Raw genomic sequence first — 24,956 nt, 5'->3', positions numbered from 1 at the left:
TAACTCTCAATCAAAAATCAAAACTTCAGCGGCTCTTAACTCTTAAATTCCCTTGACGTTCGCATTTAAAACCGCGATTTTCCCATTCTTGTAAGTTCACTTGATTAAGCTGTATGACTTTGGAACATTGTGGTTTGATCACTTGACTTATAGGTGCCCAAAATATGCTTCGGGTGACATCTAAAGCGGTTTTCCAACTATTCTCGCGATTACCGGGAATGCCTTGTTCTTGAATTATGTCAGGAGAAACCCACATTCCGTGAGAACCTAGAAGTATTTGTGCCATTAATTTAGCTCTTGGTAAATGTGTTGTAGAGGTAATTAATTTCACTTTACGTACACCCCATTGCCGTAAAATTGGAATACTATAGTAAAAGTTATCAAAAGTAGAATCGGCACATTTTTCTAACCAAACATTGTCGATTGGTGCAGTTTCCCTTTGAAAAATCAGCCAAATACAAGGATCTTTAGAACCGCTAGAAATTAAAATTGGAATTTGCGGGTTTTTTTGTGCTAGCTCGGCAACATACATTTCTCTTTTAATACTTCCACCTAAAACGAAAAAGGCATCTACAGGTTTGGAAGATGCAAAAAACACAGTTATAGTAGTAAAAAATAACCAGACAGCAATTAGTAGGCTAACAACAATCGTAAACTTCTGTAAAAAACGCCACCGTTTTTGATATTGACTTTTTCTTTGAAAAAATCGGTCATTTTTTACTTTACGATTCATAGCAAACCTGAATAGAATGGTTAATAGTAGCTTGGGTAAAATCCAAAGTTAATGTAACTAATATAGCTAAGCGATAATCTATTTGATGATAAGTAAAATTTGCTGCTAGTATGACACTGATGAAAGTGGCATAATCATGAATTAAGCTTGGGTCGGAAATTGACTAACTTGTCTAAGCTATTATCAAGAGCTAGAGCCGCGTGTTTTAATAAAATTTCCAACATAAGTATTATTTGGTTTCAAATATCAACCGAGCAAAACGGATCGGCTTCTCGACGATCTGATTGCTAAACTGTCAAAAACACCATCCCAAAGTGCAAATATACATGAAACAATCAGCGAAACGTTACTCGCCACTGCGATCGGCTGTTATTGGTGGAGCAATAGCCACTACAGCAGCAGTGTCTGTATTTGGTCCAGTTTGGTGTCGTTCCGTTCGTGCTGCTCTACAGGATAGCCCCAAAGCGATTGTTGACCAAGTATGGCAATTAGTGAATCGCGAGTACGTAGACGGTTCATTTAACAACCAAGACTGGCAAACCGCTAGAAAAACGTTACTTAGCAAGAATTATACTTCTCGCGAGCAAGCTTACGTTGCCGTTCGTCAAACTTTAAAAGGATTGGGCGATCCATACACTCGTTTTATGGATCCCCAAGAATATCAAGCTCTTACTTCTCAGACTTCTGGGGAAGTTTCCGGGATTGGTATTCGTATGGAGATAAATCAAAAAACCCAGCTTTTAACGGTTGTAGAGGCTTTAGAAAATTCTCCAGCATTAAAAGCGGGTGTTAAAGAAGGCGATGTGATTTTGGCCATTGACGGAAAATCCACCAAGAATATGAAAATAGAGGATGCCTCTAACCTGATTCGAGGTAAGGAAGGTACGTCTATTAATTTGCGCTTGGGAAGACTTACTCAAAAAGCATTTGATGTCAAGCTGACGCGGGCAACTATTGAAGTACCAACCGTGAGTTATACCCTCAGAAAAGAAGGTAATCGTCAGGTAGGCTATATACGCTTGCGGGAATTTAGCGCTCATGCAGCAGAACAAATGCAGCGAGCTATCCGTAAATTGAATGCGAGTAACGTTGATGGCTTTGTATTAGACTTGCGGGGAAATCCTGGTGGTTTGTTAAACGCAAGCATTGAAATTGCTCGGATGTGGCTTGATGAAGGTTCAATTGTTCGCACCGAAGATCGTAAAGGTGGAAGCGAATTGACAAAAGCCAACAGCACAGCCTTGACAAATCGTCCGTTGGTAGTGTTAGTTGATGGCAATTCAGCTAGTGCGAGTGAAATTCTTACAGGCGCACTCAAAGATAACAAGCGAGCAACTGTAATTGGCTCAAAAACCTTTGGTAAAGCATTAGTACAATCAGTTCACGAACTAGCAGATGGTTCGGGTGTTGCCATTACTATTGCTCATTACTATACTCCTAAAGGAACCGATATCAATAAAAAGGGAATTATACCCGACATAGAAATTGATTTAACAGCATCTCAGCAACGTCAGCTTGCTTCAGATCCGAGATTGCTAGGTACAAATAAAGATCCTCATTATTCGCGAGCGCTGTCAATTTTATCAAACAACAGCTTTGCATCTCAAGAACAAAATCAATTTTCTCGCAAACCTTTGCAGCTTCAAAAACGTTAATCGGTTTTTGCTGCTAGCACAAGGGCGATCGGTTATAGTGGCGTAGGATGGGTACTTCAACCTATTACCAACACCGATTATTTTCTTTTTACTCAGAAAGATTTTAACTAACTTGGCGATCGCGATTAGCTCAAAATATTTCACATTACTGGAGACGTAGTAGTACTACGTCTCTATAATAGTTTTGCGATTAAAATTTTGAGTTTTCGCGCTCGTATTGTTGATTTTTGAAAATTATTGATAATGGTTTTTAGATTGGGAATACTGAAAACTAAAGGTTAGTATTTCACCTTCTAACCAGTAATTCCTAGTCCAAAATCTAGAATTCATGAATAACGAGTCATTAGAGACAACCGCTACCAATACCTTTAAACCCCAGGTATCGGTAGTGGTTCCTATTTATAACGGTACGGCAGATTTACCAGAACTAATTAAGTGTCTATTGGCTCAAACCTATCGAAAAGACCGGGTAGAGTATTTGTTGGTAGACAATAATAGTAGCGACGGTACTTCTGAATTATTAAAATTAGCTGTCTTAAATTGCCCTATAAAAATTCGCGCTTTGAGCGAACAAGAAATTCAAAGTTCTTACGCTGCACGTAATACTGGTATTCGTGAAGCCGTAGGCGAAATTATTGCTTTTACTGATGCTGATTGTCGTCCGCAGCCGCAGTGGTTGGAAGAATTAGTTCAGCCTTTTATTAATCCAAATATAGTAATAGTCGCTGGTGAAATTACGGCTTTGCCTAGTAATAGTTTTTTGGAAAGATACGCAGATAAACAAGAAACTTTATCGCAAAAGCATACATTAGCGAATAAATTTTGTGCTTATGGGCAAACTGCAAATTTAGCAATTCGTCGATTAGCCTTAGAAAAAGCAGGATTATTTCGTCCTTATTTAACAACTGGGGGCGATGCTGATATATGTTGGCGAATTTTGCAACTTGAAATTGGAAATTTAGAATTTGCTCCCGAAGCAATTGTCCAGCATCGTCATCGAACCACATTAAAAGAATTAAAGAGTCAGTGGCAACGTTATGGACGTTCCAATAGCTACCTCCACGAACTACACGATGTCGAATTGATGCGCGAGATAAGCAAGCGTGAATGTTACTATCGCCTTTTTCGTTGGCTGCTTAAGGAAGTACCCAAAACCAGTGTCAAAGCCTTATTAGGTAAAGCCAGCCTTTTGGACTTTGCAAACACGCCAATTGGTTTATTTACCGCTAGAGCGCGTTATATAGGGCAGCAGCAAGCACAATTACCTCCTCAAGCCAAGAAAATTGAATGGCTTTGAAGAGTTAGTGGTTAGTAGTTAGTAGTTAGTGGTTGGTTGTTAGTGGGTGTATATGAACGATGGGTAATTTTACAGTTTTGCTCAGATTAATTGCTAACTATTGCAAAATTCGGTTATCTGGTATACAGATCGTATAGCCACAGAGCGTTGACTTATAATTAGTGACTCGCAACTAACAACTAATAACTAATAACTAATAACTAATAACTAACAACTTCAGTAAACTGTCGCCAAATTTCGCTAAATTGGAAAATGTACAATACAGGAAAATTGAGATGACAGCACAACTGTTACTGGTAGATGATGAACCGGGATTGCGCGAAGCCGTAAAAGATTACTTGGAAGCTAGTAATTTTAACGTTCAAGTTGCCAGTAACGCTAGTGATGCTTGGGATTGGATGCAGCAAAATAACCCCGATTTGGTCATCTCCGATATTATGATGCCTCAAGTAGATGGCTATCAATTTCTCAAACAACTGCGTGATGATACTCGTTTTAAAACGTTACCTGTGATTTTTTTAACTGCAAAAGGTATGACTGGCGATCGCATTCAAGGTTATCAAGCTGGTGTTGATGCTTATTTACCTAAACCCTTCGATCCAGATGAGTTAGTGGCAATTGTGGAAAACTTGCTTGCTCGTCGTGCTGCTAAGACTACCTCTAGTGTCGAGGAAGGGGAAACCCCAGATTTAGCCGAATTAGCGTCTCAGATGGCTCGAATTGAGGCGTTGCTGACTCAAAAAAATGCCATTACTCAAACAAGCCCACCTTTCAATATTGACTTGACTCCCAGAGAACAAAGCGTTCTAAATTTGGTTGCTGAAGGATTAATGAATAAAGAAATTGCTCGCCGTTTAGATACGAGTGTTCGCAATGTCGAGAAATATGTCAGTCGTTTGTTTAGCAAAACTGGGACGAATAGCCGTACTGAGTTGGTTAGATTTGCTTTAGAACATGGTTTGGCTAATTAACCGTTTGGAGACTTGTGATTATTTTTTTTAATAGCTTTCAATTTATTGCAAGCTAAAACTTTTTTCTTCTTGTGCTTCGGGCAAGTTTGTCTCAACAGATAGGGAATAGGTTTGTTTCAACCCAAACAGGTAACTTGTTCGATTCATTTGTCGGTAGAAAACAGGGAACTTACTTTAATAAACCTGCATCACATTAAGTAATAATTCGTATTTACAGGTATTAAAATGTAAGCGACAATTAAGTAGTTAATCTTCAGCAAAACTATATGTTAGAACAGCTAAAAACTTCATAGTCTTTATTTGAAGCCGATCCGACCTCGCCGATAAACTGAAGTCATTAGATATAAATAATATACAGCCATGTATATTTATTTAGGCGTGCTTTATTTGGCTAACTGAGACATAGCTATACTGAGATTTTTTCAGTACTTATGAAACTGTTTGTGAAAGTATGCATGGGAAGAGAGTTTAGTCTTTCTAAATCATCCCACGCACGCTCATAGTCTCAACTCTAGGTACACAAAATTTCGGGAACTGTAAAGAATGGCTTATCGAATATGCAGCCATGAAAAAATTAGAAAGGATTGTGAGATGCTTTTATGCTTTTTGATTTAAGTCGGTCGTCAAAGCCGTAACAAGCATTTGTGTGGTTTCTTACAGGAGAGTACGAATACTACCGCGAGGTTAGGTCATGCAATTACAAATATAATATCCCTGTTATGTTGTCAATTTTCTTTGTGGACCATAACCGGCTCGCCCCACAGTAAAGACAATTGCTAATTAGTAGGCACCCGCAGACCCTTTTATTGCAATAGGATGGACTCAACTTTCGGTTACTGTAGACGCAACCCCGTCATAAAAATGCGTAGATGCCGGGTAGACGCACGCTTGCACGTGATGTTTCGAGAATACATGGCAAAACCCAGCTTTGTGAACGTAGTTGCTCGATTAAGACCAGTTAACTTGTTGTTTGTGGAAAAAAATTAAGTTTCGGATTTAAACTTAAGAATTTACCAATGGCAGAGCCTGAATTGCCGTCTTTATAGAACCATATTTTTATACGGTAATGTTATCTATTGGTTCATTTCGTTGGAGTTACGCAACCGCATAAGCTGACGACGCATTTGCGGAGAGGCTTTTAATTCTGTTGTCTGGTGAACTTTTACAACCTGCTGCAACATTTCTAAAAAGTCGTCAGAACCTTCTGCCAACGCTTCTATAAGCACTTGGAAGAGCTGATCGCGATCGTGCAATAAACTCTTTTCCTCAATCACTCGGAATTTAAGGTTGATTTCGCATTCATAAACACCGACATCGGGATTGTTTATTTGGCGTGGTAATGCTTTCGAGTTCATAGTATTTACGATTCCTTTACTCGGTGGTCATAGGGGTGATTTCGTTTTATCTCAAGCAAAAGTTCTTTATATTTTGTTTGAAATAGAAAGTAGCGTGCGACTTTGCAAGAAGAAAAATCATCCATGTTTATTTGTATTGCATTTCACTGTCTGCTTGTTGGTTTGTCGGTAGACTAACTGATTCTATAATTTTATATTCATGCACTAGTAACTGTTTTAGCAAACCCTAAACTATTATTCAGTTTTTAAACTTCTATACAATGAAGTTTCTGTAAAAACTTGTTAGAGCTTTTTAAAGGTTTTTACATCAAAGTTATCTCCACGTCAATAACAGTTTTACTTTTAGCTAAAACTGAAGTAATACTACGTAAGTAAAAACGCTGAAATCATTTTATTAGACTATAGCCTATGGTTGCTGTTTTGCAATTCCGTGAAATTACTAGATGTAAGTTTTATTCATTAAAAAAACACAATTGGGTCTTGAGACCAAAATTTTTAAGGGTAAATTTAGTAATCGAGCATCAATTAGCACATTACCCAAAATATGTCTTCTAAATAAAACATAAGGCAGAATTCTTAAATATTCTATGAATTCCTGCAAACAAAAAGTATCCGTCTGTGTTTATGCCGATTCAAGCTTACCAGACTGACCGTAATGATAAATTCGTGGTTCCCCAATTGATGAAAATACTGCCGAAAAGAGCAATTAAATTAGAAACACAGAAGATGGGTTTATTTGCTAGCCCGTAAAAAAATCTGGGATTTGGACAGCTTGCTGGAGAGACTTTGATGCAAGCAATGTGATGTTAAAGTTTACGAGCAGGAATTTAGAGTTTACAATAATTGGAGTGTTACTTAACTATTAAAGAACGAAAGCCTCCTATGGATAACCAGATGCTGCTTAAATCCACAACTCGCCATATCCGTATTTTTGCGGCAGAAGTTGAGGATGGCGAATTGGTTCCTAGCAATCAGGTCTTGACCTTGGATATCGATCCAGATAATGAATTCACTTGGAGTGAAGACACTTTGCAGGTTGTATATCGTAAATTTGATGAATTAGTCGAAGCGAATAGCGGTGAAGACCTAACTGACTATAATCTGCGTCGTATTGGTTCGGATTTAGAACATTTGGTGCGTTCGCTTTTGCAGAAAGGCTCAATTAGCTACAACACTTTGTCTCGAGTCAATAACTATAGTATGGGACTTCCACAAGTAGTAGGTTCCCAAAACAATTAAATAGCTGCTCTTTATAACCTTAATCTTTAAGATTTTATAAAGATGTCTGCTGTTAGTAATTTGAGGTGAGCAATAGATTCACCTCAAATTACCTCTAAATCTTCATGCCAACTTTATATTTATTAGACGGTCTCCTCAGTTCAGCTACCGTAACAAAAAAGTTAACTGCTGCCTTAATACATTAGACATCTGCGGGAAAACATTTATATGGTTTTAAATTTACAGATTTACCTAACCCCCCTGCACCCCTTTCCTACGAGGTAAAGGGGGTTTTAAAGCCTTTCTCCTTGCAGCTTTAGTGGTTTGGAGAGAGGTTTTTTTCCTAACCGGAGATGTCTATTCAAGATTTATCTATAAAATATAAGTCATACCTAGCTGTACCTAAAACTCGTTAAGGGCGCACGTAGTTCCTCCCAATACTGGCTTGTTGTGCCCCTGCATTCTAGATAAATTTAAAGTCAGTTGGGTACTCGAATCAAGACAAGCAAACCTTTCAAGCTTATAAATTCGAGTTGAATTACCGATATAATACAGTAAACTAAATCACTAAAAGTAAAATGAATACTTGAATGACTATCGTTTAATGATTTGTAAAGTAGATATATATATAAAAAATAGATAAAGAAATAATATTCAATAAAGTGTATGGCAAGACTCAATAATTGATTCTGCTTGCCTACAAAATAGTGTAAGCATCGTTCCAGAGGTGGTAATTTTTTATATACTTTCTCTAAAAGACGTATCATGACTAATTAACTGGCTAGATTTATAAACTTTCATACTGCCTATCCAAAAGGGTGTCTGTTATAGAAGAATCCCTAGTCAAAATGGAATATATCGTTTTATGCGAACGCGAACGGTTCCCCAAAGCCGTTCTCTACGAATAAAGAAAAATGAAGCCTTTCTCCTTCTCGGTGGGAAACTATGGAAAATGACGCGGCAACGCTCAACTGTCCAAACGAACTTTGTCAAGCTGCTAACCCCCTTACCCACAAGTTTTGCCAGCGATGCTCCACACCCCTACCCAAACGTTATCTTTGGGCTGTGGCGGAAAATTCGGTTATGGGTAATTCTGGGGAATTGCTAAAAGAGCGTTATTTAATTATCGAAAACAATGTTTTATTAGATACCAAACCCGGTATTTTGCCACAAATACCCGAACAACAAAAGCTAGATGATATAAAATCCTATCTCAGATTAATTCCCTATCGGCTACACGTTCCTCAAGTTTACGGACTGCTGTCTCTAAATACTGGGAACACCCAAACAGAAATATTACTTTTAGAAAAGCCTCCGCTTATTCTTCATGAATCACCACTTACCGTAAAATTGTGCGAGCAATTGACAGATGTTTGGAAGAAGGCAAGTTCATGGAGACAACTTAATTGGCTGTGGCAAATATCTCAGTTATGGCAACCTTTGGCTACTGTTGGTGTTGCTTCTAGCTTACTGACAAAAAAGTTAATTCGGACGGAAGGTTCTATAGTACGCTTACTAGAATTAAGTTCTGATGGCGAAACTAGACCCAAATTGGCCGCTCTAGGAGAATTTTGGCAGCAAGAATTATATCAAGGCGCAGTGGGGACTATTCGCAATTTTATAGGCGAAGTTTGTCGTTTATTGATTGAAGGGGAAATACATTCAAGCGAACAGTTGACTGCCCTTTTAGATAAGGCATTAACATCCTTGAGCGGATCTAACAAGACCAAAGTTAACGTGTTCGCGCTGAGTGATACCGGACCATCGCGCCAACGTAATGAAGATTCTTGTTATCCCCAAAGCGGTACAAAATTCTCTAAACCACCCTCAAAGTCAGCTTTGACTATTGTTTGTGACGGTATTGGCGGACATGAAGGGGGCGATGTAGCTTCTAAAACGGCAATCGAGACAATTCAACAGTCTGTAGGGCAATTAGCTTCTTTACCAGAAGACCGGATTAATTCTCATACATTACTTGCAGACTTAGAACAAGCTGCTGCTATTGCTAACGATAAAATTAGCCAGCTTAACGATAGTGAAAATCGTCAAGGACGGCAGCGTATGGGAACTACTGTGGTAATGGCGTTGCCTGTTGCCCATGAAATGTATATTACCCATGTAGGGGACAGTCGTGCTTATTTAATTACACGCAATAACTGCCATCAAATAACTCTTGATGATGATGTGGCTTCACGGGAAGTACGACTTGGCTATGCGGTTTACCGAGATGCTGTAGGCCAGGCTGCTTCTGGTTCTTTAGTACAGGCATTGGGCATGAATGCGAGTAGTGCTTTACACCCGACAGCACAGCGATTCATTCTTGATGAAGATTGTGTTTTTCTACTGTGTTCGGATGGTCTAAGTGATTTTGACCGTATAGAACAATACTGGGAAACAGAAATTTTACCGTTACTCGATGGTCAGGGTGATGTAGTTAGCGTTACTAAGCAATTGTTAGAGATTGCTAACAATCAAAACGGTCATGATAACGTAACTATCGGCACCGTACATTGTCAAACTAAATATTCCGAGCCGAAATTAGCATTGGAAGCAAAATTGGCCGATGTTTCTGCAATTTCGGTAGCGGATTCTTCACATTTACCCCCTGTTACAAAAAATCTTCCCAGTCAGAAAACTCAGGTCATTCCCGAAAAGGTGACTCGCAAAGGCATGAAGTTGCCCTTGATGTTGGGAATAATTGCTTTATTAACTATAGTTGGGGGTAGCATAGGCTATTTATGGCGGCAAGGATTGCTTAGTCGCAATTCTGAACCAGCAGAAGAATTAGGACAACCAGAAGTAACAACGTCGAGCAGCCCAAAGGAAACTTCTGAGGATAATGCTAAAAGACTTGCTCAAATTGATAAAGGCTGGTTGATTAGTGCTAAGGAAAAACTAAACCTCAGTAAAGGCACGTTACCACCTGCCTCGGATGTACCCGATCAACCATTACCAATTTTTGCGCCTCCTGCTAGTGTGTTACAAGTTGTGCAGAAACAGCAGAGTTCGTCATCACAAGATTATTGGTTACAGATTAAGGTATGCTCAGTGGGAGATGCCGAAGGGGCAATTAATTCGCCTAATTCGTCTGCTCCTACTGCAACCACCGGCAGCAAAACCTTGCTCAAACCGGGTGAACAAGTATGGTTAAAAAGTTCGCAACTTACACCGACGAATGCTGCAATTGACAAACCAACTACCGAACCAGATTCATGTTCAACCGCAGATAGTTCGGCTCCAGCTATCGAAGATTCTTCTACTTCGGTGCCCGTTGAAGATTCCTTGACTCCTAACCAGCCGTCGATTCAACCAACTCCTGGTAATATCCCTGGCTTAACCCCATTACCTACCCCAAATAGGTAACAGCACCCATCTCAAAACTCGATAAACTATAAGAAACTGAAATAATACAGATAATCGCCTGAAAAGATAATTTTTAGGTAAACATTTTGCTTGACAAAAATTTAGCTTTAAGTTTAAAGAATCCATGCCATCCCTAAACCTGGCGATCGCCCGTCTAGTTCACACTGGCACAGATAATTACGCCATTTGGGTGGTGAATGCCCCCTATCCCAGTGGTTATGTTCTACATGATTGTTTATGGCCGCAAGAACTAAATCAAGCTTGGCTGGAGTGGCAAGAAATGTTCGCCGGACATTCTCGCTTGGATATATTGCCAAAAAATAAGTCTAAAACTGCAACTCCACTTCCATTAAATTCCTTATCACCCGCAGAAGGCAAAAAAACCAGTTACAGCAGTCGTTTAATGCAATATATGGGAGTTAGCTTATGGCGCTGGGTATTTGAAGGAGAAATTCTTGGCAGTTTGGAACGCAGTCGCGGTATCGCTATGGGTCAGCATACACGTTTGCGCTTTCGATTGGAAATCCGCGAACCAGATTTGATTGCTCTTCCATGGGAAGTTATGCAGCGCGAACCCGGACAACCCGCAATGTCGCTTTCCCAACATCTATTGTTTAGTCGTACTACTTCTCAAGTCGAACCATTATCTTCTTCACGTACCGATCAAGCTTTAAATATCTTATTGGTTCTAGGTGAAGACGAAAACCTGCAACTTGAAACAGAGGCAGCTATTCTTCAACAGACTCTTTCTGGTGGCAATCAAGTAGGCAGTAACTCTTCAGGATACGCACCATGTATGGTAAAAACACTGGTAAAGCCAACTCCACAACAGTTAATATCGGAGCTAGAAACCAAAACCTATAACGTTTTCTTTTACGCCGGTCATGGTTTACCAGGTCCCGATGGCGGGTTTCTATTTTTACTAGATGATATGACCTTAAACGGTATGGAACTAGCACAAGCTTTAACTCGTAGTGATGTAAAGCTAGCAGTTTTTAATGCTTGTTGGGGAGCGCAACCTTTCTCTGACAAAAATAGAGCTATTGCTCATAGCAGTTTAGCTGAAGTTCTGATCCGTCAAGGTGTACCAGCAGTACTGGGAATGCGCGATGAAATTACCGATGAGGAAAGCCACAGCTTTATTCAAAGTTTTGCCCTAGCTTTACGTACTCGCAAACCCATTGATGAAGCAGTCGCTGAAGGTAGAAAAAGATTATTAACTATTTATCATTTCAACCAACCTGCTTGGACTCTACCAGTTCTTTACCTACATCCTCATTTTGACGGAGAATTACTTAAAAGTTTTGAGGAAGGTGCTACAGAAATACCAACAACTTTTATTCCCGGTAGTGCAAATGTTTCCCTACGTTCTTTACAAGCAGGAGGCAGAAGTTACTTACTCAAGCCTGGAGTTACCCGTATTGGTCGCACTAAAGAAAATGATATTGTAATTAGAGAACCTTCAGTTTCAAAACGTCACGCTGAAATTTTACGTCGCAATAACCTCAATGGCGAGATTCAAATCCAAACTTACTATTTACAAGATTTTTCTACCTATGGCACCACTTGGATTTTACGTTCCGGTGGATGGGAACAAATCTACCGACGAGAAGTACCTTTAGAATCGGGAATGCACTTGAAATTTGGTAGTACTAAGAGTCAAACTTGGGAATTTCGCATCGAAAATTAGATATATGGATTCGGTTAAGGGAACGGGGAATGTTAAACAACAAACGTACTAGGTATTTTTGACTCTAATAATCAAGCAGTTTTTCTATGTTTTTCTATATTTATTAAATTCTTACTATCCCCGAGTTCAAGCACTAACATAGACGATACACCGCTACTTAAAATTGAAACCTTTTGAGGTAAATAAAATAAAATCTCAGTTTGCGGAAATGATAAAGCGGATGCTGTAGCTGTCAATACCCCAAAGCCCAAGACAAAAGGAGACAACACATGGCTGATAAAATGAAAGGTTCTAACAATATTAATAATTCAATTAATAATTCACTTTCTCAAACCGAGTTGGATTTACTGGCAATTCTATTAGAACCAGAAGATAACAGTTATCCCTGGAATCCTTGCGAAGACGATACTACAGCTTACTTTGATCGACTAGAAGAGCAATTTGTTATGCAAGAATTGTTAGACGAGGAATTAAGTACCCGCTGCGAAGGTTTCCACAACCAACTAGATGCACTTTGGTCTAAATGCGATACTTCAACGCAATACAATTGTAATACAAATTCTCCACTCGCAGTTAAGCTTCAGAAAAATTTACAAAAACAGTTTTCTAATAGTATCCCGTCATCTTGGATAAGCTCGATCGCTCAAAAAGCAGCAGAAATTTTTAATGATAAACAGTCAATCACGGAACAACTGATTGAATGCGTACAAGCTGTATTACCAAGTTTAGAAGTTGATGACATTATGGTTTTAGCGCGTCCGATCGCTTATGCAACCAGAAGTGGCGAACCATCTAAAGTCGAATCCACCCTTGCTAACTTTGATCGAGATGATGAACGTGAATGGGCGGCTTTATCAGAAATTGAGCAAGCCAAAGCGGGTTTAGCAGTTGCTTATCATGCACTAAACCAATTAGAGACTCAAACAGAAGAGTAAATATTAGTAAATATTTCCTATAAAAACAAACTTTCTCGCCATTTCTTACTTTAATGGCAGCGCGCATGCAATTAAGTTGTGTTTCTTATGACTGGGGTTATGCTATTTTTAGGATTTTTCTTTCTTGGGGTAGATTTACCCATCATATATAAAGAATATAATAGTAAATTCTCCAGTCTCATCTATCAAAAGACATATTAATAATTAGTTGTTAGGGGTTAGTTGTTAGTAATGAGCGACTACCTTGGAAACAAAGCTGAATTAAAGTTAGTTGTAGCAAGATAGATAAATGATTGCTTTTGAAATATCGCTTAACGGCGAACATATTTGTACTGCGGGTGTAGAAGAAATAGGTTCTTTAAATGCAATTACCACCTGGGCAAAAAGAAGTAATTCGATATCCGATGAATAACTAAAGCTTTATCTTGGAGGGCTTGCTTGTGATGCAGAGGGCAAACCCTAATTACCTTAAATGGATTGACCGTAACTTAGAACTTGGGGATGAAATTAATATCAAAATAGTTGAAGTCTCACAAGTTGATAAACCGATAAGTGAAAAACGAGAACTCGCAAGTTTTGTCGAAGATCAGCAACGACAATACTACGAGAAACTCAAGCAAAAATATGAAAATCAAATAGTTATTAGCCCTTTTGATCGAATAAATAAAGTATTCCCGGCATTAATATCCCTTCAACCCCCTGCTAACTTATGGGGCTTTTTATAAGTCTAATTGCAACAATAAATAAAGCATTCGGGGCTTTTAAGTCTTACTGATAACTGACAATTTATAACTGATAACTGAATTATTTGTTTCCAAAAAAGCGGGTGGCGAAATTTTCTTCACGATTTGGTGAAAGCACTCTTGCTTTAAGAATTGCGGCCATTAAAAAAGCATAAGACAAAACGCCTACAATAACTAAAAGTAAAGCATTGTTAGCTCCAGTTGTATTCCATAAAGCGTGAAGTGCTGACGCGCTTAGGTAGCCAACTAGTAAAATTTGTCCTCCTAATTTTGGTTTAAGCACGGCTAAACCGATGAAATACCCAAGATATCCGCTATAAGCCATGTGTCCGGCTACAGAACCTAAAATGCGAGGAATTAATAACTGTAATCCGACTAATTGACCTGTTTCAGTTCCTGCTTGAATTGCAGCATTTTGAGTAGCTTCCGGTACATACTGACCGAGTGTTTCTAACAGTGTAAAACCGACGGCAGAAGCTGCACCAAGCAAGATGCCATCTAAAGGTTCCCAAACTCCAATACGCTCTTTCCAAGGCGAAGATAATTTTAAACCAATAAAATATATAGCTATAACTGGTAGTATTTTAAGCAATTCTTCCATTAAGCCAGCGCCAAAAAACATCCGCACCAGCAATTCTGTAAAAGTGATTGATTCTTGTCCTGATGGTAATCTACCGGGCAAAAGTTCGCGAAATACAAAAATAAATAAATCTAATATGGGACTAACCAAAATCAAAACAGTGGATAAACCCATACTTAATAAAACCCACCAGGGTTTATGCTTACCACATAGCTGATAAATAAAATAGTAAGCAGCGAAAGCGATATAAATAGCAACTATAACTTGATTTGCTTCCGGTTTTCCTACCGTAGCAAACATTAGTACTACAAAAATAACTGTTAAAATTCCAGGTATTAAATATGCTTTGCTAGTTAAGTCTTTACCTGTAGAAATTATGGGAAATAATTGAGTAAAGCTAACTGAGTCTGGCTTGGAATAGTCTTGGGAACTAGTGTTTCCGGCAACAGATGTATTCGCAGAAATTGTGGTTCTTCGTTCAACCACTTCGCTACTAAAAACTAGTTGAGGTCCATCGTAGCCTAAAGTAATGCGATCGCCGGGGAAAACTTGCTGACATTCCTGCAAGCGTTTTCCGTTAAGGTAAGTACCGTTAGCACTATCTAAATCGCAAAGTATCCAACTGATTTCACCATCGGGGGATAAACTTAGGGGACGGATTATCGCATGACGGCGAGATACCATGCGATATTTTAATGCATCCAATACAACTTGGCAGTGAGGATCTCGTCCGATCACTGCTTCTGAAGTTGGAATTAGCGAGTAGCGTTGACGAACCGATGGTGTTTCTGATTCCTTCCCAGACACTAGCCGCAGAAATGCATTCTGTCTTGCGTTTTTGCCTGTCATTGAGTCAGTATAATTTCTCAACTATTAATGGTGGATTTTTGTTGGTAGTACTTAACCACGTAACTGTATTTTTAATTTTTACGGCAGTTTGTTAATAAACTATAGTTTACGCTTTGAAGGAAGTGAAATTTTATCATAAAAAGTCTTGCCTGGTATCGTAATAAGTGCCGGTATATCACCCATTATCTTAGTCTACGCTACCAAACGGTATTTTGGCTTTGTTGAATTATAAATTTTATGCATTGTAATGGTTATCAAATAAACTTGTTTTATATAGTTTAGTTTAACTGTATATTTACTGTCTTGACTAAAATGATAATTGTGAATTTATTTGCATTTATAGAATAAAAAAAACAAAAATATGTAATTGTTTAAAATTTTCCAATTTTAATTATTTTATTATTTGCAGATTTTATTTGACTTTCCCTTTCAATAATTTTTTCAGGTAGTCAGTACATTTGCCAGTATATAAAGAATTGAAAACTGACAATTGACCAATCTTAAATTAAATCCCTTAGTTAATTAAGTTAGTGTAGCCATTTCAGGATGCTCGATTTTTGTCCCAAGCACTTTGAGGAATTCAGGCAACCAGTGAGGATGGGCAGGCGTTGCAGGTGCAGTTACCATCGTTACCGTCAACTACTACTTCAGAAGCGCGAACATCTACGTATTTACCTCCAGCACTACCTATATCTGGACTACAGGCAGGGTATCCAGTACAGGTTTTACTTTGCAATATATTAGCCGATGCGAGAACTTGTAAACCATGACATATTGCAGCGATAGGTTTATTCTTTTGGGCAAAATGCTGGGTAATTTCTAATACTATGAAGATTTAAGCGAATGTATTCCGGTGCCTTCCTCCAGGAATAACCAGAGCGTGATATTGGCTTTCGTCTACTGTGGCAAAATCAGCGTTTAAAGTAAAATTATGACCGGGTTTTTCGCTGTAAGTTTGATCTCCTTCAAAATGATGGATAGCTGTTCTTACTTTCTCACCAGCTTTTTTATCGGGACATACAGCATCAACGGTGTGTCCAACCATTTGTAAAGCTTGTTCGTGAACCATCACTTCGTAATCTTCTACATAGTCTCCAACAATCATCAAAATTTTCTGCGCTGGCATAATTGATTTCCTCCCCGATCGACGGAAATAGTTTAAAGGTTTAAGGTTTAAGGTTTAATAAAATTTTTAGCTGTTACTTATTCTTGTTTTTTAAATAAAGCGTGTTTCAATAGATTTTATGAAACAAACTTATTTTATCGAGTCAACAATCTGCTGCAATTCTCGAAGTTTTTTCAATACTGCTCCACTATCAAAAAGTTCTTTGGATTTTGCTAAACCTTGAGACATATTCGCACAAATTCCGCAACGAAATAAATAAAATCCGCCATTCCATAATGCTGTTTGCATCAATTCTGATGGTAAACCAGCTAAAACTGATTTCATATCCGATATTAATTCTTCAGTACTATTCAAAGGTACGTTTTTGGTAGTAAAGCCATATTCGCGAGGAACTAAAAGTAGTCTTTCTAAATTATTATTACCATCACAATAGCCGATAATCGCAGTTCGATCTCGCGCTAAATCGCAACTACCTTCTAAACCTTTGACTGTTGTAAATTTGGTTATTCCCATGTGAGCCAACGTTGCTTGAAACCTTTCCTCTGTTGGTGGATGAACAAACCCGGTAACGATATGAGCATCTCCGGCATAAGGACACCAAATTAATTCCATTGTGGCAAAGGGGGGACGTTTGCCGATTTGGTCGCGGTATTCCCAAATACTGTTAAGTAAGGGAAAATGCAGTGGCGTGTAGACAAAACCGATTCCTGTTTTTTCTAGAATCTGTTGGGTTTTAGAAAATTCTAACTTCGTCCAGTCAATACCTAAACCTTGCCAAATTTCTACCAAGGGAAGTCCGTATTTTGTCGGCAGGCGATCGCCACCATGCATAATTACATTTTGACCGCAGCAAGCCAACAATAAAGCTGTTATCGGGCTAATTGGTGCGGTTCGGGTTCTGCCATCGTAAGGTATACCAAAAACGATAGCCGGTTTCTCGCCGTTGATTGCTTGTAATCTCGGCCCAAGTTCGTTGTAAGCATCCAACATCCCCGCCAATTCTTCACTAGTAGGTCGTTTAATCCGATGTGCAATCAAAAAAGCACCTATTTGTGCTGGCTTTGCTTCCCCAAGCAAGATCATTTTGGTTGCCAATCCTGCTTCAGTGCGAGTTAAATTCTCTTTTGTATGTTGACCACTGCCTATTTTTTTGAGTAAATCTCTGAATAAATTGCTCATATTTTTTTTGAATTAACACCCTGGGGGAGATGGGGAGACAAGGGGACAAGGGGAAAAACAATTAACAATTAACTCCTAATTCTTAACTCCTAACTCCTAACTCCTAACTCCTAACTGCTCACTGCTTACTGTTAATTTGTTTGGGAATTTCTTGGGTGACTAGATGCCAAAAATGTTGTATAGGAGGAATTTGTAAGCGGTCTTGAGTTGTTACTATTACTACTTGGCGAGTTAAGGATGTACTGTGGACGGTAGAACCATTGTTGTTAATCACAAAAGGACGAATCGCAAGGCTGGGATCTGTACGTGCTTCAATTAATGCCGAACTTGGTAATAATGCGATTAATTCTCCTTGACGTACTATTCCCCGGAAAGCATCTAAGGTATTTACTTCTAAAGCTGATTTAAGCAATGTCTGGGTTTGGTCAAATTGGCTTTGTACCAAACGCTGCATTCCATAACCTTCTTTAAAAATCACTTGTCGATAGCGAATTAATTCCCCCCAAGGAATGCATTCATATTCAGCTAATGGATGATTAACTGAGATCAATACTTCTATAGGTTCTTCATAAAGTGTTTCGACAACCATTTCTTTACTTGTGGTAAGAAAACGATTGTTCATTACAATTGCTAAATCAACTAGTCCATCTTTGAGAACTTTTAATGCCCTATCGCTACCTAAAGATGTTACCCGTAATTGTACATCGGGGTATTCTTTGCAAAATAATTGTAATAAAGGTGGAAAATAATAAGCACATACTGAGGGAATACAAGCAATACAAAGTTCTGACTGTTTCCCTGCGATTAAATCTGTTATTTCTTGCTTTACAGTTTGCCACTCTACACAAATTTTACGGGCGCGAGGCAGTAAAGTTTCACCCGCCAGCGTCAATTTTGACTGAGCGGTTCTGTGAAACAATTCAAAGCCCAAATCTGCCTCTAATGCTTGAATTTGGCGACTAATTGTAGATTGGGTAACACTACATTTGTACGCTGCTTTCTGAAAGCTGCCACTCTCGGCGATCGCCAAGAAGGCTTGCAACTGTTCTAGCCGCATTTTTAAGTAGCTAACCGTTATTTTTATAACAAATTTAACTTAACGTACTTCTTCTCTCTTTTTTCGTAACTTCTGTTACATATATATTTTTGACATCTATTCTAAATAAAATTATATATGTTTCTAATCTTAGATTACTACTGTTGACTTACGGTATTGGAGTGAGTTTTTACTAATATATTTTTATTAAGAAAACATCAATTATTTTTGCGAATCAAGTCTATAGATAAATAAAATAGGTTTGGTTGTTTCATATTAATAGGCGACCTAGCTAATATGTTTTACTAATACCGTATTTTTTACCTGTTCTCTGTTCCTTATTCCCTATTCCCTGTCCTACGACTAATTAATTAGCATAATTAGTACGGAAGAACCATAATTATCGAATTAAAACTTTATCGCCTTCGGTTTTGACAGCATAAGTTTTTAAAGGTGTTGTCGCTGGTGCTTTTTCAACTTTACCAGCAACACCGAATTCAGAACCATGACAGGGACAAACAAATTTATTTTTATCGGCTTTCCATTCTACAGTACAACCTGCATGAGTGCAGATAGCATTCACCGCAACTAAATCGCCAGGAACTGAAGTTTTAACTAATAATACTTCTCCTACAGATGTATTTTTTGCAAGTAATTTACCATTAGTCTTTAATTCATCAGCATTGCCAACTTCTTGCCATTCTTGAGATTCTGAGGTGCTTTGCTCTGTTTCCTTTGAAGAACAAGCTGCTATAGCTATGGGTAAACTACTTGCTATCCAACCTATTCCAACCCAGTTTAAAAAGCTACGACGGTTCATGATTTCTCTTCCGGATACGTATTAAGGATAGTTTACACTTTATATTTTGTTGTCGTTTGAGGCAAGAATTTCTGATTGTAGTGTTTTACGCTGGTTAATTTCTTATTTATTAATTGACCAATAATTGTTTATAGTTATAAATGCGGTAAATAGTGTTAAGAGATGATTTCGCTTTATTTCCGATCCTTAATTGATTTTATTTACTTTCACATTCCACAACCAGGCTAACCGATCCTAAACTTTTGATTGCAAGGTATGAAGCATGAGGAATTTATTGAGAATAATTCGTAAATACAGTCAAAATGAGAATTTTTTACATCAAATTGAAAATATTGAAGAATTGGTTGCTAAACTGCTATCGATTTTTATGATAGTAGTAATATTGTTTGCAATTGTAGATTTAGGAATACATATTATACATAAATTATTAATGTGGGATTTGAATGAGATTAGTTTTAATGAAAACTTATTTACAACTTTCGGACTATTCTTAAATATTTTAATTGCTTTAGAAATTTTAGAGAATATTACTGCTTATTTAAGAAAAAATGTTATTCATGTAGAATTGGTGATTGGTACTTCTTTAATCGCTGTAGCTAGAAAAATTATTATTCTAGATTTAAAAAATACAGAGGGAATACAAGTTATTGGTTTGGGAGTGGCGGTTTTTGCTTTATCAATAAGTTACTGGATTATCCGACGCAGCAACCGTAGAAATTAATTGTTTGTGATTTTGTTTGTGATTTTTTTTTGAATGCTTCAATTGAGAGATATTACCATACCTTCACGTGCTAAAAATGCTTGCTCAAATTCATTTTTAAACGCTGCTTGGACTCTATCTAAAAAATCATCGTTATCATTTGGATGATGATTGGAAAATACAAGTTGTTTAACATCAGCTTTACGAGCTAAATCAATTGCAATCTGCGAGTAGCAATCAATTGGTGTTTCCGAGTCGCGAAAATTAGAGGTAATGTAATCGGGATTGGCAATTAGCAAGTCTACCCCTTGGATTAATTTCATTAGACTTTCTTGCTCTAACTCTTCTATTTCTGACTGTAAATCGGTAATATAAGCAACACTATATTCTTTCCATGTAACTCTATAGCCAATAGATTTCTGGAGATTGTTAATTAATCCAATTTGTACCGCAATCTCATCTATGGCGATCGCTTCACCCGGAGTCAAATTATAAAATTGCAGTTTTGAATCCATGACTTGTAAGGGGTAGGGAAAATGCGGTAACAGCATTTGATCGCCAAGCGATTGTTTAATTGATGCGCCATTAGAAGCAGCGGTACCGTAAATATGAAAGCAGTTTTGCGGTGCAAATGCACAATCAAAAAAGGGAAAACCCTGAATGCGGTTGGTTTGAGCGTTGGTGAAAAACAAGTGAGCTACTAGTTGTTGCTGTTGCTGCAACCAAGATTTTCCTAATACTCGCAAGCCAGTACCACCGTCAAAGATTAAATTTTTTGTGCCAACCTGCATTTCTACACAAGCTGTATTACCTCCATAACGATTAGTCTCTTCACCTGGAGTTGGAATTAAACCTCTCACTCCCCAAAATTTGACTAAAAATTTATCGGCTTGGTTTTCTTTTAAATTTTCTGTTGTACGAAAGGCATCTTTAGGATGGCGCAACGGTTCTGTCTGTGACATTTTTGCTACATAATAGTCTTGCCGAGCAGATCGTCATAGTGTCGGACTTCTAACAAATTGTTTTTGTCGTCTACTATGACAACTGTCGGAGAGAAACTTTTGATTTCTTCCGAAGTAAACTGCCCGTAAGACATTATAATCAACCGATCCCCTTTTATGCCCAGACGTGCCGCAGCCCCGTTTAGCTCAATGGCTCCCGAATTAGCTACACCTGGGATTGTGTAGGTAACAAAGCGTTCGCCATTAGTCACATTTACCACTTGCACCTGCTCGTAAGGCAAGATACCAGCCTTCTCTAAAAGCATTTGGTCTATGGTGATACTACCCACGTAATTAGGATTAACTTCGGTGAGAGTACAATTGTGAATTTTTGCGAAAAGAAGCGTGCGGTGCATTGGGCAATTAGGTTTTGGGAGAAAAAATTTTAACTTGAATTTAATTAGTAGTCAAACTGGCGTTGTTTTCTACTTGACTGCTTTAATACATTGCTCAACTAATGGCGCAACTTTCTCAACATCTTGCCAACCAAGAATCTCGGTTACTTTTTTCTCCAGGTTTTTGTAACTCCGGAAGAATTCTGCGATTTCTTCAAGTCGATGGGGAGCTAAATCCTTAAGAGATTTTACGTGAGCATAACGCGGATCTTTATCGGCAACGCAAAGAATTTTTTCATCGCGATCGCCACCATCAATCATTTCTAACATTCCAATGGGTCGTGCTGCAATTACACAACCGGGAAATGTTGGCTCATCCATTATTACCATACCATCGAGGGGGTCGCCATCATCAGCCAAAGTATTAGGAACGAAACCATAGTCGTAAGGGTATTGTACCGATGAATAAAGCACCCTATCTAAGGTAAAAGCTTGTAAATCTTTGTCGTATTCATATTTATTTTTACTTCCGCCAGTAATTTCAATTAAAACGTTTATCAAACCGGGTTTTGGTTGGGCTGGGATAATGGATAAGTCCACAGATTTACTCCTAAAGAAGAAAGTTAATTATCGGTGAGAGTTTGTTAGCTCCCGTGTAGAATTTTAGGTCAATATGGACTTATCCCAAAGTAGTTTGTCGCAACAGTTACCAATGAGCAGTTAGGAGTTGGGGGTTAGGAGTTAGGAGTTAGGAGTGAAGAGTTGAAAATAAATATTTCCCCTTGTCTCCCCATCTCCCCCTCTCTCTTTAACAAACAATAAACAAAGATGCCCTTGAGAACAAGAGCATCTTTATATCTAAAGTGAAGCTAATTAACGCAGACTGCTTTAAAAAACTTTTGTGAACTCACATTTCAAGCAAAGCGATGAGGCTAGGAGCTTGAAAGGAATTAAAGCGTTGAAGCTGTTGCATTGTAATCGATTAGTTCAAACAACGCTGTTGTATGCGCCACAAGAAATATCTATCTTTCTCGTGCGTATCCGCATTCATATTTTCTCATACTCAACTATAGGTAGAGAGATAATATCAGTTTCATAGTAGAGAAACTTCTGTTAATCGGCACAATAAATTATTTTTTATTCAATAAGCCCGAAGCGTCTTTATTCATTTTATAAATAGAAGAAATTTCACTTTTTATTAGTTCTGCATCATTGTCAGTTTTTTGCAAATTATAGGTTAGTGGTTGCCGATTACCTTGAACACTGCCTGAAGAGTAATGACCAATTACAAACATAGGTAGCGTCAGAGTTAACATAGCAATCGCTGTTCCTACAACGTCTGCCAAACGTTGCGAAGGTAATTCCTCTGTACTGGCAGACTGACTGTTAGAATCCATATAAATTATTTAGCTCTTTACATCATTAGTTGCTACATCTCTCTTGAATGAGAGTGTTGCTATTATTTTAGCTTTTTTTCTGACCGTAAACTCTCTATTCTTTAAGAATTTAAATCAGTTTTGGAAGTTACTTTATATATTTCTTTATACCTGAAACTCTTGATACCAAGTAATAGAGAAATATCTTATTTAACTACTTGTAACTAATCTCGCTTTCTACTTGCGTATTTGCGGTTATAATTGCAGCTTCTATTCATTCAATATCATGCAATAAAACATACATATTTTTTATCCATTAATATTAACTTTAAATTAAAAGCGGGTCAATATCATCTTTCAATAGGAAGATAAATTATTATAGGGTAAGAGTTTTAAACTTTTTTCAGAGATAAATATTTTTTGTTTCATACTTAAAAGTAGTTGAGTATACTTTAAATATTTTATATCATCATCAGTGATTACACCCAAGAATTTTTATTTTCTAAATACTCTCAATAAAATACTTTGATAATAATTCTATACCGCAATAATGCAGTAAATTTAATTTGTTTTTAAGTAACAGAAAGTGACCATTATTGGTTAATAATCTTTATATTTAAATCAGTAAAAATAATTATAAATACGGTTAATATTACGGTTACGGATGTCTCAATCTTAGGCTATTAATATCCGGAAGATTTCCGAAAAATTATCAGATGGTTATGGATGATTAAATATTCTTTTAATAAAACTTAGATAAAGGTTATTCATCTTAAATGTAACAATTTATTATCATTATCCGGACTAAAAAAACCGCCACTAAAATAGGGCGGTCTGGTTAAGCAATCGGAGGGTATTTACAGATTACTCTGCTATTGCTAAAAATTGCTGTAGCTAAGTTTGCACTATAGCCGATAATTTTTGCTGCTTTGAACAATTGATTTAATTTTCGCTATGAGCGCTCATTTTTTCTTTGATAAATCGAATATAAAGATGCTTAAATGTAGATTTGATTACCCGGGGCATTCCAAAATCAATTGGCATATATTTCGAGGGCAATTGCCAATCATCTATTTGCAGTAAGTCGGGATGTAAACTGACGAATTCGATCGCATTAAGTTCCGGACAAATTCCCAATCGCATTGATGCAGCAAGGGTAGGTACTTGTTCGGGAGGAACATTTAGTATTTCTACTATCGCTCTATCTAAAGCAAATACGTCTGTTGAACAACCCAAAATCCCTAAAGGACGGGGTTCGCCACCGCTAGGGCCGTTGCCTTCATGACCGATAATGCCATCTATAATCGTTAAATTAGGGTTAATAGCCTTTGCGGTTTCTACCAACATTTCTGCAAAGCGGTTGGCATCTTTCCCCGCTTCCATATGCCACCAAGCTTTCATTTTGCCCGGTACGCAACCAAACAAATTTTTAACTCCCAAAGTTAATACCAATTGTGCGTGAGACTTAACTTTAGGTAAGTTGATGACTACATCAGCTTCCATCGTCTCCTTGGATAGCAACAAATGGTTAAACTTATCGTTTACGATTTCGTAGCGTTTACCATGAAACTCGATAACGGGAAGATTGAGTTCTTCTAAAATCCTTTCATATCCATTAGCCAAAGCTACTCCTTTAGCGCTACCAAAAGCAGGGCTGTCTCCCAAAAAAGGCTTACCACCAGCTTCAATTACCATAATCGCCACAGCGTAAACCATTTCCGGGCGCGTAGTACATTCCGCCGTTGGACGCGAACCCGTAAGCAGATTAGGTTTGAGTAAAACGCGATCGCCACTTTTAACAAATGCTGTGATTCCACCCAAAGGTTCGAGCAAGGTTTCCAAAGATTCCCTTAATGCTTCCACTTGATAAGAAGTTGCCCTAATTAAACTGACAGATGGTGTTTGAGTCTGCATTGATGTAATTTTCCCCACTGCGGTTTTATCACAGCTTAGCTTAAGAGGAGTTAGGAGTTAGGAGTTAGGAGTTATAGGAG

General features: G+C 37.9%; 21 protein-coding genes and 1 pseudogene. 10 read left to right on the top strand and 12 right to left on the bottom strand.

The window, feature by feature from the left end; translation table 11 throughout:
- Positions 1 to 25: 25 nt before the first annotated feature.
- Entirely contained in the window at positions 26 to 733 is a 708-nt protein-coding gene (locus ACM03V_RS00835) for a YdcF family protein (RefSeq protein ID WP_414618845.1), read from the bottom strand.
- A gap of 326 nt (positions 734 to 1,059) precedes the next feature.
- On the opposite strand from ACM03V_RS00835, the gene ctpB reads away from it, so the two are divergent.
- From ctpB to ACM03V_RS00820, 3 genes are all read left to right on the top strand, one after another.
- Positions 1,060 to 2,388, top strand: a complete 1,329-nt coding sequence (ctpB, locus tag ACM03V_RS00830; protein WP_414618844.1) for a carboxyl-terminal processing protease CtpB — start codon at positions 1,060 to 1,062, stop codon at positions 2,386 to 2,388.
- A gap of 328 nt (positions 2,389 to 2,716) precedes the next feature.
- Entirely contained in the window at positions 2,717 to 3,685 is a 969-nt protein-coding gene (locus ACM03V_RS00825) for a glycosyltransferase (RefSeq protein ID WP_414618843.1), read from the top strand.
- Between the two features lie 275 nt (positions 3,686 to 3,960).
- The gene (locus ACM03V_RS00820; RefSeq protein ID WP_414618842.1) at positions 3,961 to 4,656 is read left to right on the top strand and encodes a response regulator; all 696 of its coding nucleotides are present in this window, start codon (positions 3,961 to 3,963) and stop codon (positions 4,654 to 4,656) included.
- A 1,073-nt stretch (positions 4,657 to 5,729) separates the two neighbouring features.
- Here the strand turns inward: ACM03V_RS00820 and ACM03V_RS00815 are convergent.
- Positions 5,730 to 6,011: an Npun_R1517 family heterocyst differentiation transcriptional regulator gene (locus tag ACM03V_RS00815; RefSeq protein WP_414618841.1), complete on the bottom strand. Its 282-nt coding sequence runs from the start codon at positions 6,009 to 6,011 to the stop codon at positions 5,730 to 5,732.
- Between the two features lie 882 nt (positions 6,012 to 6,893).
- On the opposite strand from ACM03V_RS00815, the gene ACM03V_RS00810 reads away from it, so the two are divergent.
- From ACM03V_RS00810 to ACM03V_RS00785, 6 genes are all read left to right on the top strand, one after another.
- Positions 6,894 to 7,250 carry an NAD(P)H-quinone oxidoreductase subunit M gene (locus ACM03V_RS00810; protein ID WP_414618840.1) on the top strand — a complete coding sequence of 119 codons (357 nt, stop codon included), beginning with the start codon at positions 6,894 to 6,896 and terminating at the stop codon, positions 7,248 to 7,250.
- 924 nt (positions 7,251 to 8,174) lie between these two features.
- Complete coding sequence (locus ACM03V_RS00805) at positions 8,175 to 10,592, top strand: protein phosphatase 2C domain-containing protein (RefSeq protein WP_414618839.1); 2,418 nt, start codon at positions 8,175 to 8,177, stop codon at positions 10,590 to 10,592.
- A 124-nt stretch (positions 10,593 to 10,716) separates the two neighbouring features.
- Entirely contained in the window at positions 10,717 to 12,282 is a 1,566-nt protein-coding gene (locus ACM03V_RS00800) for a CHAT domain-containing protein (protein WP_414618838.1), read from the top strand.
- 269 nt (positions 12,283 to 12,551) lie between these two features.
- Positions 12,552 to 13,217, top strand: coding sequence for a hypothetical protein (locus tag ACM03V_RS00795; protein WP_414618837.1), 666 nt, complete (start codon positions 12,552 to 12,554; stop codon positions 13,215 to 13,217).
- Positions 13,218 to 13,506: 289 nt separating this feature from the next.
- Entirely contained in the window at positions 13,507 to 13,629 is a 123-nt protein-coding gene (locus ACM03V_RS00790) for a hypothetical protein (RefSeq protein ID WP_414618836.1), read from the top strand.
- A gap of 31 nt (positions 13,630 to 13,660) precedes the next feature.
- A complete protein-coding gene (locus ACM03V_RS00785; RefSeq protein WP_414618835.1) occupies positions 13,661 to 13,942 on the top strand; it encodes a hypothetical protein in 282 nt (93 codons plus the stop codon).
- Positions 13,943 to 14,021: 79 nt separating this feature from the next.
- Here ACM03V_RS00785 and ACM03V_RS00780 read toward each other — a convergent pair whose 3' ends face one another.
- The 5 genes and pseudogenes from ACM03V_RS00780 to ACM03V_RS00760 form a co-directional block, all read right to left on the bottom strand.
- Positions 14,022 to 15,389 (bottom strand): PrsW family glutamic-type intramembrane protease, encoded by a 1,368-nt coding sequence (locus ACM03V_RS00780; protein ID WP_414618834.1) that lies wholly within the window; start codon positions 15,387 to 15,389, stop codon positions 14,022 to 14,024.
- A 580-nt stretch (positions 15,390 to 15,969) separates the two neighbouring features.
- A pseudogene (locus tag ACM03V_RS00775) lies at positions 15,970 to 16,458 on the bottom strand (DJ-1/PfpI family protein).
- A 186-nt stretch (positions 16,459 to 16,644) separates the two neighbouring features.
- Positions 16,645 to 17,694 carry an anthranilate phosphoribosyltransferase family protein gene (locus tag ACM03V_RS00770; RefSeq protein ID WP_414618833.1) on the bottom strand — a complete coding sequence of 350 codons (1,050 nt, stop codon included), beginning with the start codon at positions 17,692 to 17,694 and terminating at the stop codon, positions 16,645 to 16,647.
- A gap of 118 nt (positions 17,695 to 17,812) precedes the next feature.
- Positions 17,813 to 18,751: a LysR family transcriptional regulator gene (locus ACM03V_RS00765; RefSeq protein ID WP_414618832.1), complete on the bottom strand. Its 939-nt coding sequence runs from the start codon at positions 18,749 to 18,751 to the stop codon at positions 17,813 to 17,815.
- 379 nt (positions 18,752 to 19,130) lie between these two features.
- Positions 19,131 to 19,550 carry a ubiquinol-cytochrome c reductase iron-sulfur subunit gene (locus ACM03V_RS00760; protein WP_414618831.1) on the bottom strand — a complete coding sequence of 140 codons (420 nt, stop codon included), beginning with the start codon at positions 19,548 to 19,550 and terminating at the stop codon, positions 19,131 to 19,133.
- 262 nt (positions 19,551 to 19,812) lie between these two features.
- Between ACM03V_RS00760 and ACM03V_RS00755 the strand changes: the two genes are divergently transcribed.
- Entirely contained in the window at positions 19,813 to 20,271 is a 459-nt protein-coding gene (locus tag ACM03V_RS00755) for a phosphate-starvation-inducible PsiE family protein (protein ID WP_414618830.1), read from the top strand.
- A 38-nt stretch (positions 20,272 to 20,309) separates the two neighbouring features.
- Here the strand turns inward: ACM03V_RS00755 and ACM03V_RS00750 are convergent, their stop codons facing one another.
- The 5 genes from ACM03V_RS00750 to ACM03V_RS00730 form a co-directional block, all read right to left on the bottom strand.
- On the bottom strand, positions 20,310 to 21,212 hold the full coding sequence (locus ACM03V_RS00750) for an MBL fold metallo-hydrolase (RefSeq protein ID WP_414618829.1): 903 nt from the start codon (positions 21,210 to 21,212) through the stop codon (positions 20,310 to 20,312).
- 5 nt (positions 21,213 to 21,217) lie between these two features.
- Entirely contained in the window at positions 21,218 to 21,607 is a 390-nt protein-coding gene (gene panD, locus ACM03V_RS00745) for an aspartate 1-decarboxylase (RefSeq protein ID WP_414618828.1), read from the bottom strand.
- A gap of 69 nt (positions 21,608 to 21,676) precedes the next feature.
- Positions 21,677 to 22,186, bottom strand: coding sequence for an inorganic diphosphatase (locus tag ACM03V_RS00740; RefSeq protein ID WP_414618827.1), 510 nt, complete (start codon positions 22,184 to 22,186; stop codon positions 21,677 to 21,679).
- Positions 22,187 to 22,716: 530 nt separating this feature from the next.
- Positions 22,717 to 22,983 (bottom strand): hypothetical protein, encoded by a 267-nt coding sequence (locus tag ACM03V_RS00735; RefSeq protein ID WP_414618826.1) that lies wholly within the window; start codon positions 22,981 to 22,983, stop codon positions 22,717 to 22,719.
- Positions 22,984 to 23,904: 921 nt separating this feature from the next.
- Positions 23,905 to 24,876: a DUF362 domain-containing protein gene (locus tag ACM03V_RS00730; protein WP_414618825.1), complete on the bottom strand. Its 972-nt coding sequence runs from the start codon at positions 24,874 to 24,876 to the stop codon at positions 23,905 to 23,907.
- Positions 24,877 to 24,956 lie beyond the last annotated feature (80 nt).

Source organism: Calothrix sp. CCY 0018 (assembly GCF_963920925.1).
Taxonomy (GTDB): Bacteria; Cyanobacteriota; Cyanobacteriia; order Cyanobacteriales; family Nostocaceae; genus Rivularia.
Note: the sequence above shows the minus strand (reverse complement) of the source record. Positions and strands in the feature narration are given on the sequence as shown.

Coding starts and splice junctions, on each gene's coding strand:
- ACM03V_RS00780 (WP_414618834.1), bottom strand. CDS start 15,389: ATGACAGGCAAAAACGCAAGACAGAATGCATTTCTGCGGCTAGTGTCT.
- ACM03V_RS00770 (WP_414618833.1), bottom strand. CDS start 17,694: ATGAGCAATTTATTCAGAGATTTACTCAAAAAAATAGGCAGTGGTCAA.
- ctpB (WP_414618844.1), top strand. CDS start 1,060: ATGAAACAATCAGCGAAACGTTACTCGCCACTGCGATCGGCTGTTATT.
- ACM03V_RS00790 (WP_414618836.1), top strand. CDS start 13,507: ATGATTGCTTTTGAAATATCGCTTAACGGCGAACATATTTGTACTGCG.
- ACM03V_RS00750 (WP_414618829.1), bottom strand. CDS start 21,212: ATGTCACAGACAGAACCGTTGCGCCATCCTAAAGATGCCTTTCGTACA.
- ACM03V_RS00785 (WP_414618835.1), top strand. CDS start 13,661: ATGCAGAGGGCAAACCCTAATTACCTTAAATGGATTGACCGTAACTTA.
- ACM03V_RS00765 (WP_414618832.1), bottom strand. CDS start 18,751: ATGCGGCTAGAACAGTTGCAAGCCTTCTTGGCGATCGCCGAGAGTGGC.
- ACM03V_RS00825 (WP_414618843.1), top strand. CDS start 2,717: ATGAATAACGAGTCATTAGAGACAACCGCTACCAATACCTTTAAACCC.
- ACM03V_RS00800 (WP_414618838.1), top strand. CDS start 10,717: ATGCCATCCCTAAACCTGGCGATCGCCCGTCTAGTTCACACTGGCACA.
- ACM03V_RS00755 (WP_414618830.1), top strand. CDS start 19,813: ATGAGGAATTTATTGAGAATAATTCGTAAATACAGTCAAAATGAGAAT.
- ACM03V_RS00795 (WP_414618837.1), top strand. CDS start 12,552: ATGGCTGATAAAATGAAAGGTTCTAACAATATTAATAATTCAATTAAT.
- ACM03V_RS00815 (WP_414618841.1), bottom strand. CDS start 6,011: ATGAACTCGAAAGCATTACCACGCCAAATAAACAATCCCGATGTCGGT.
- ACM03V_RS00810 (WP_414618840.1), top strand. CDS start 6,894: ATGGATAACCAGATGCTGCTTAAATCCACAACTCGCCATATCCGTATT.
- ACM03V_RS00760 (WP_414618831.1), bottom strand. CDS start 19,550: ATGAACCGTCGTAGCTTTTTAAACTGGGTTGGAATAGGTTGGATAGCA.
- ACM03V_RS00805 (WP_414618839.1), top strand. CDS start 8,175: ATGGAAAATGACGCGGCAACGCTCAACTGTCCAAACGAACTTTGTCAA.
- ACM03V_RS00835 (WP_414618845.1), bottom strand. CDS start 733: ATGAATCGTAAAGTAAAAAATGACCGATTTTTTCAAAGAAAAAGTCAA.
- ACM03V_RS00820 (WP_414618842.1), top strand. CDS start 3,961: ATGACAGCACAACTGTTACTGGTAGATGATGAACCGGGATTGCGCGAA.
- ACM03V_RS00730 (WP_414618825.1), bottom strand. CDS start 24,876: ATGCAGACTCAAACACCATCTGTCAGTTTAATTAGGGCAACTTCTTAT.
- ACM03V_RS00735 (WP_414618826.1), bottom strand. CDS start 22,983: ATGGATTCTAACAGTCAGTCTGCCAGTACAGAGGAATTACCTTCGCAA.
- panD (WP_414618828.1), bottom strand. CDS start 21,607: ATGCACCGCACGCTTCTTTTCGCAAAAATTCACAATTGTACTCTCACC.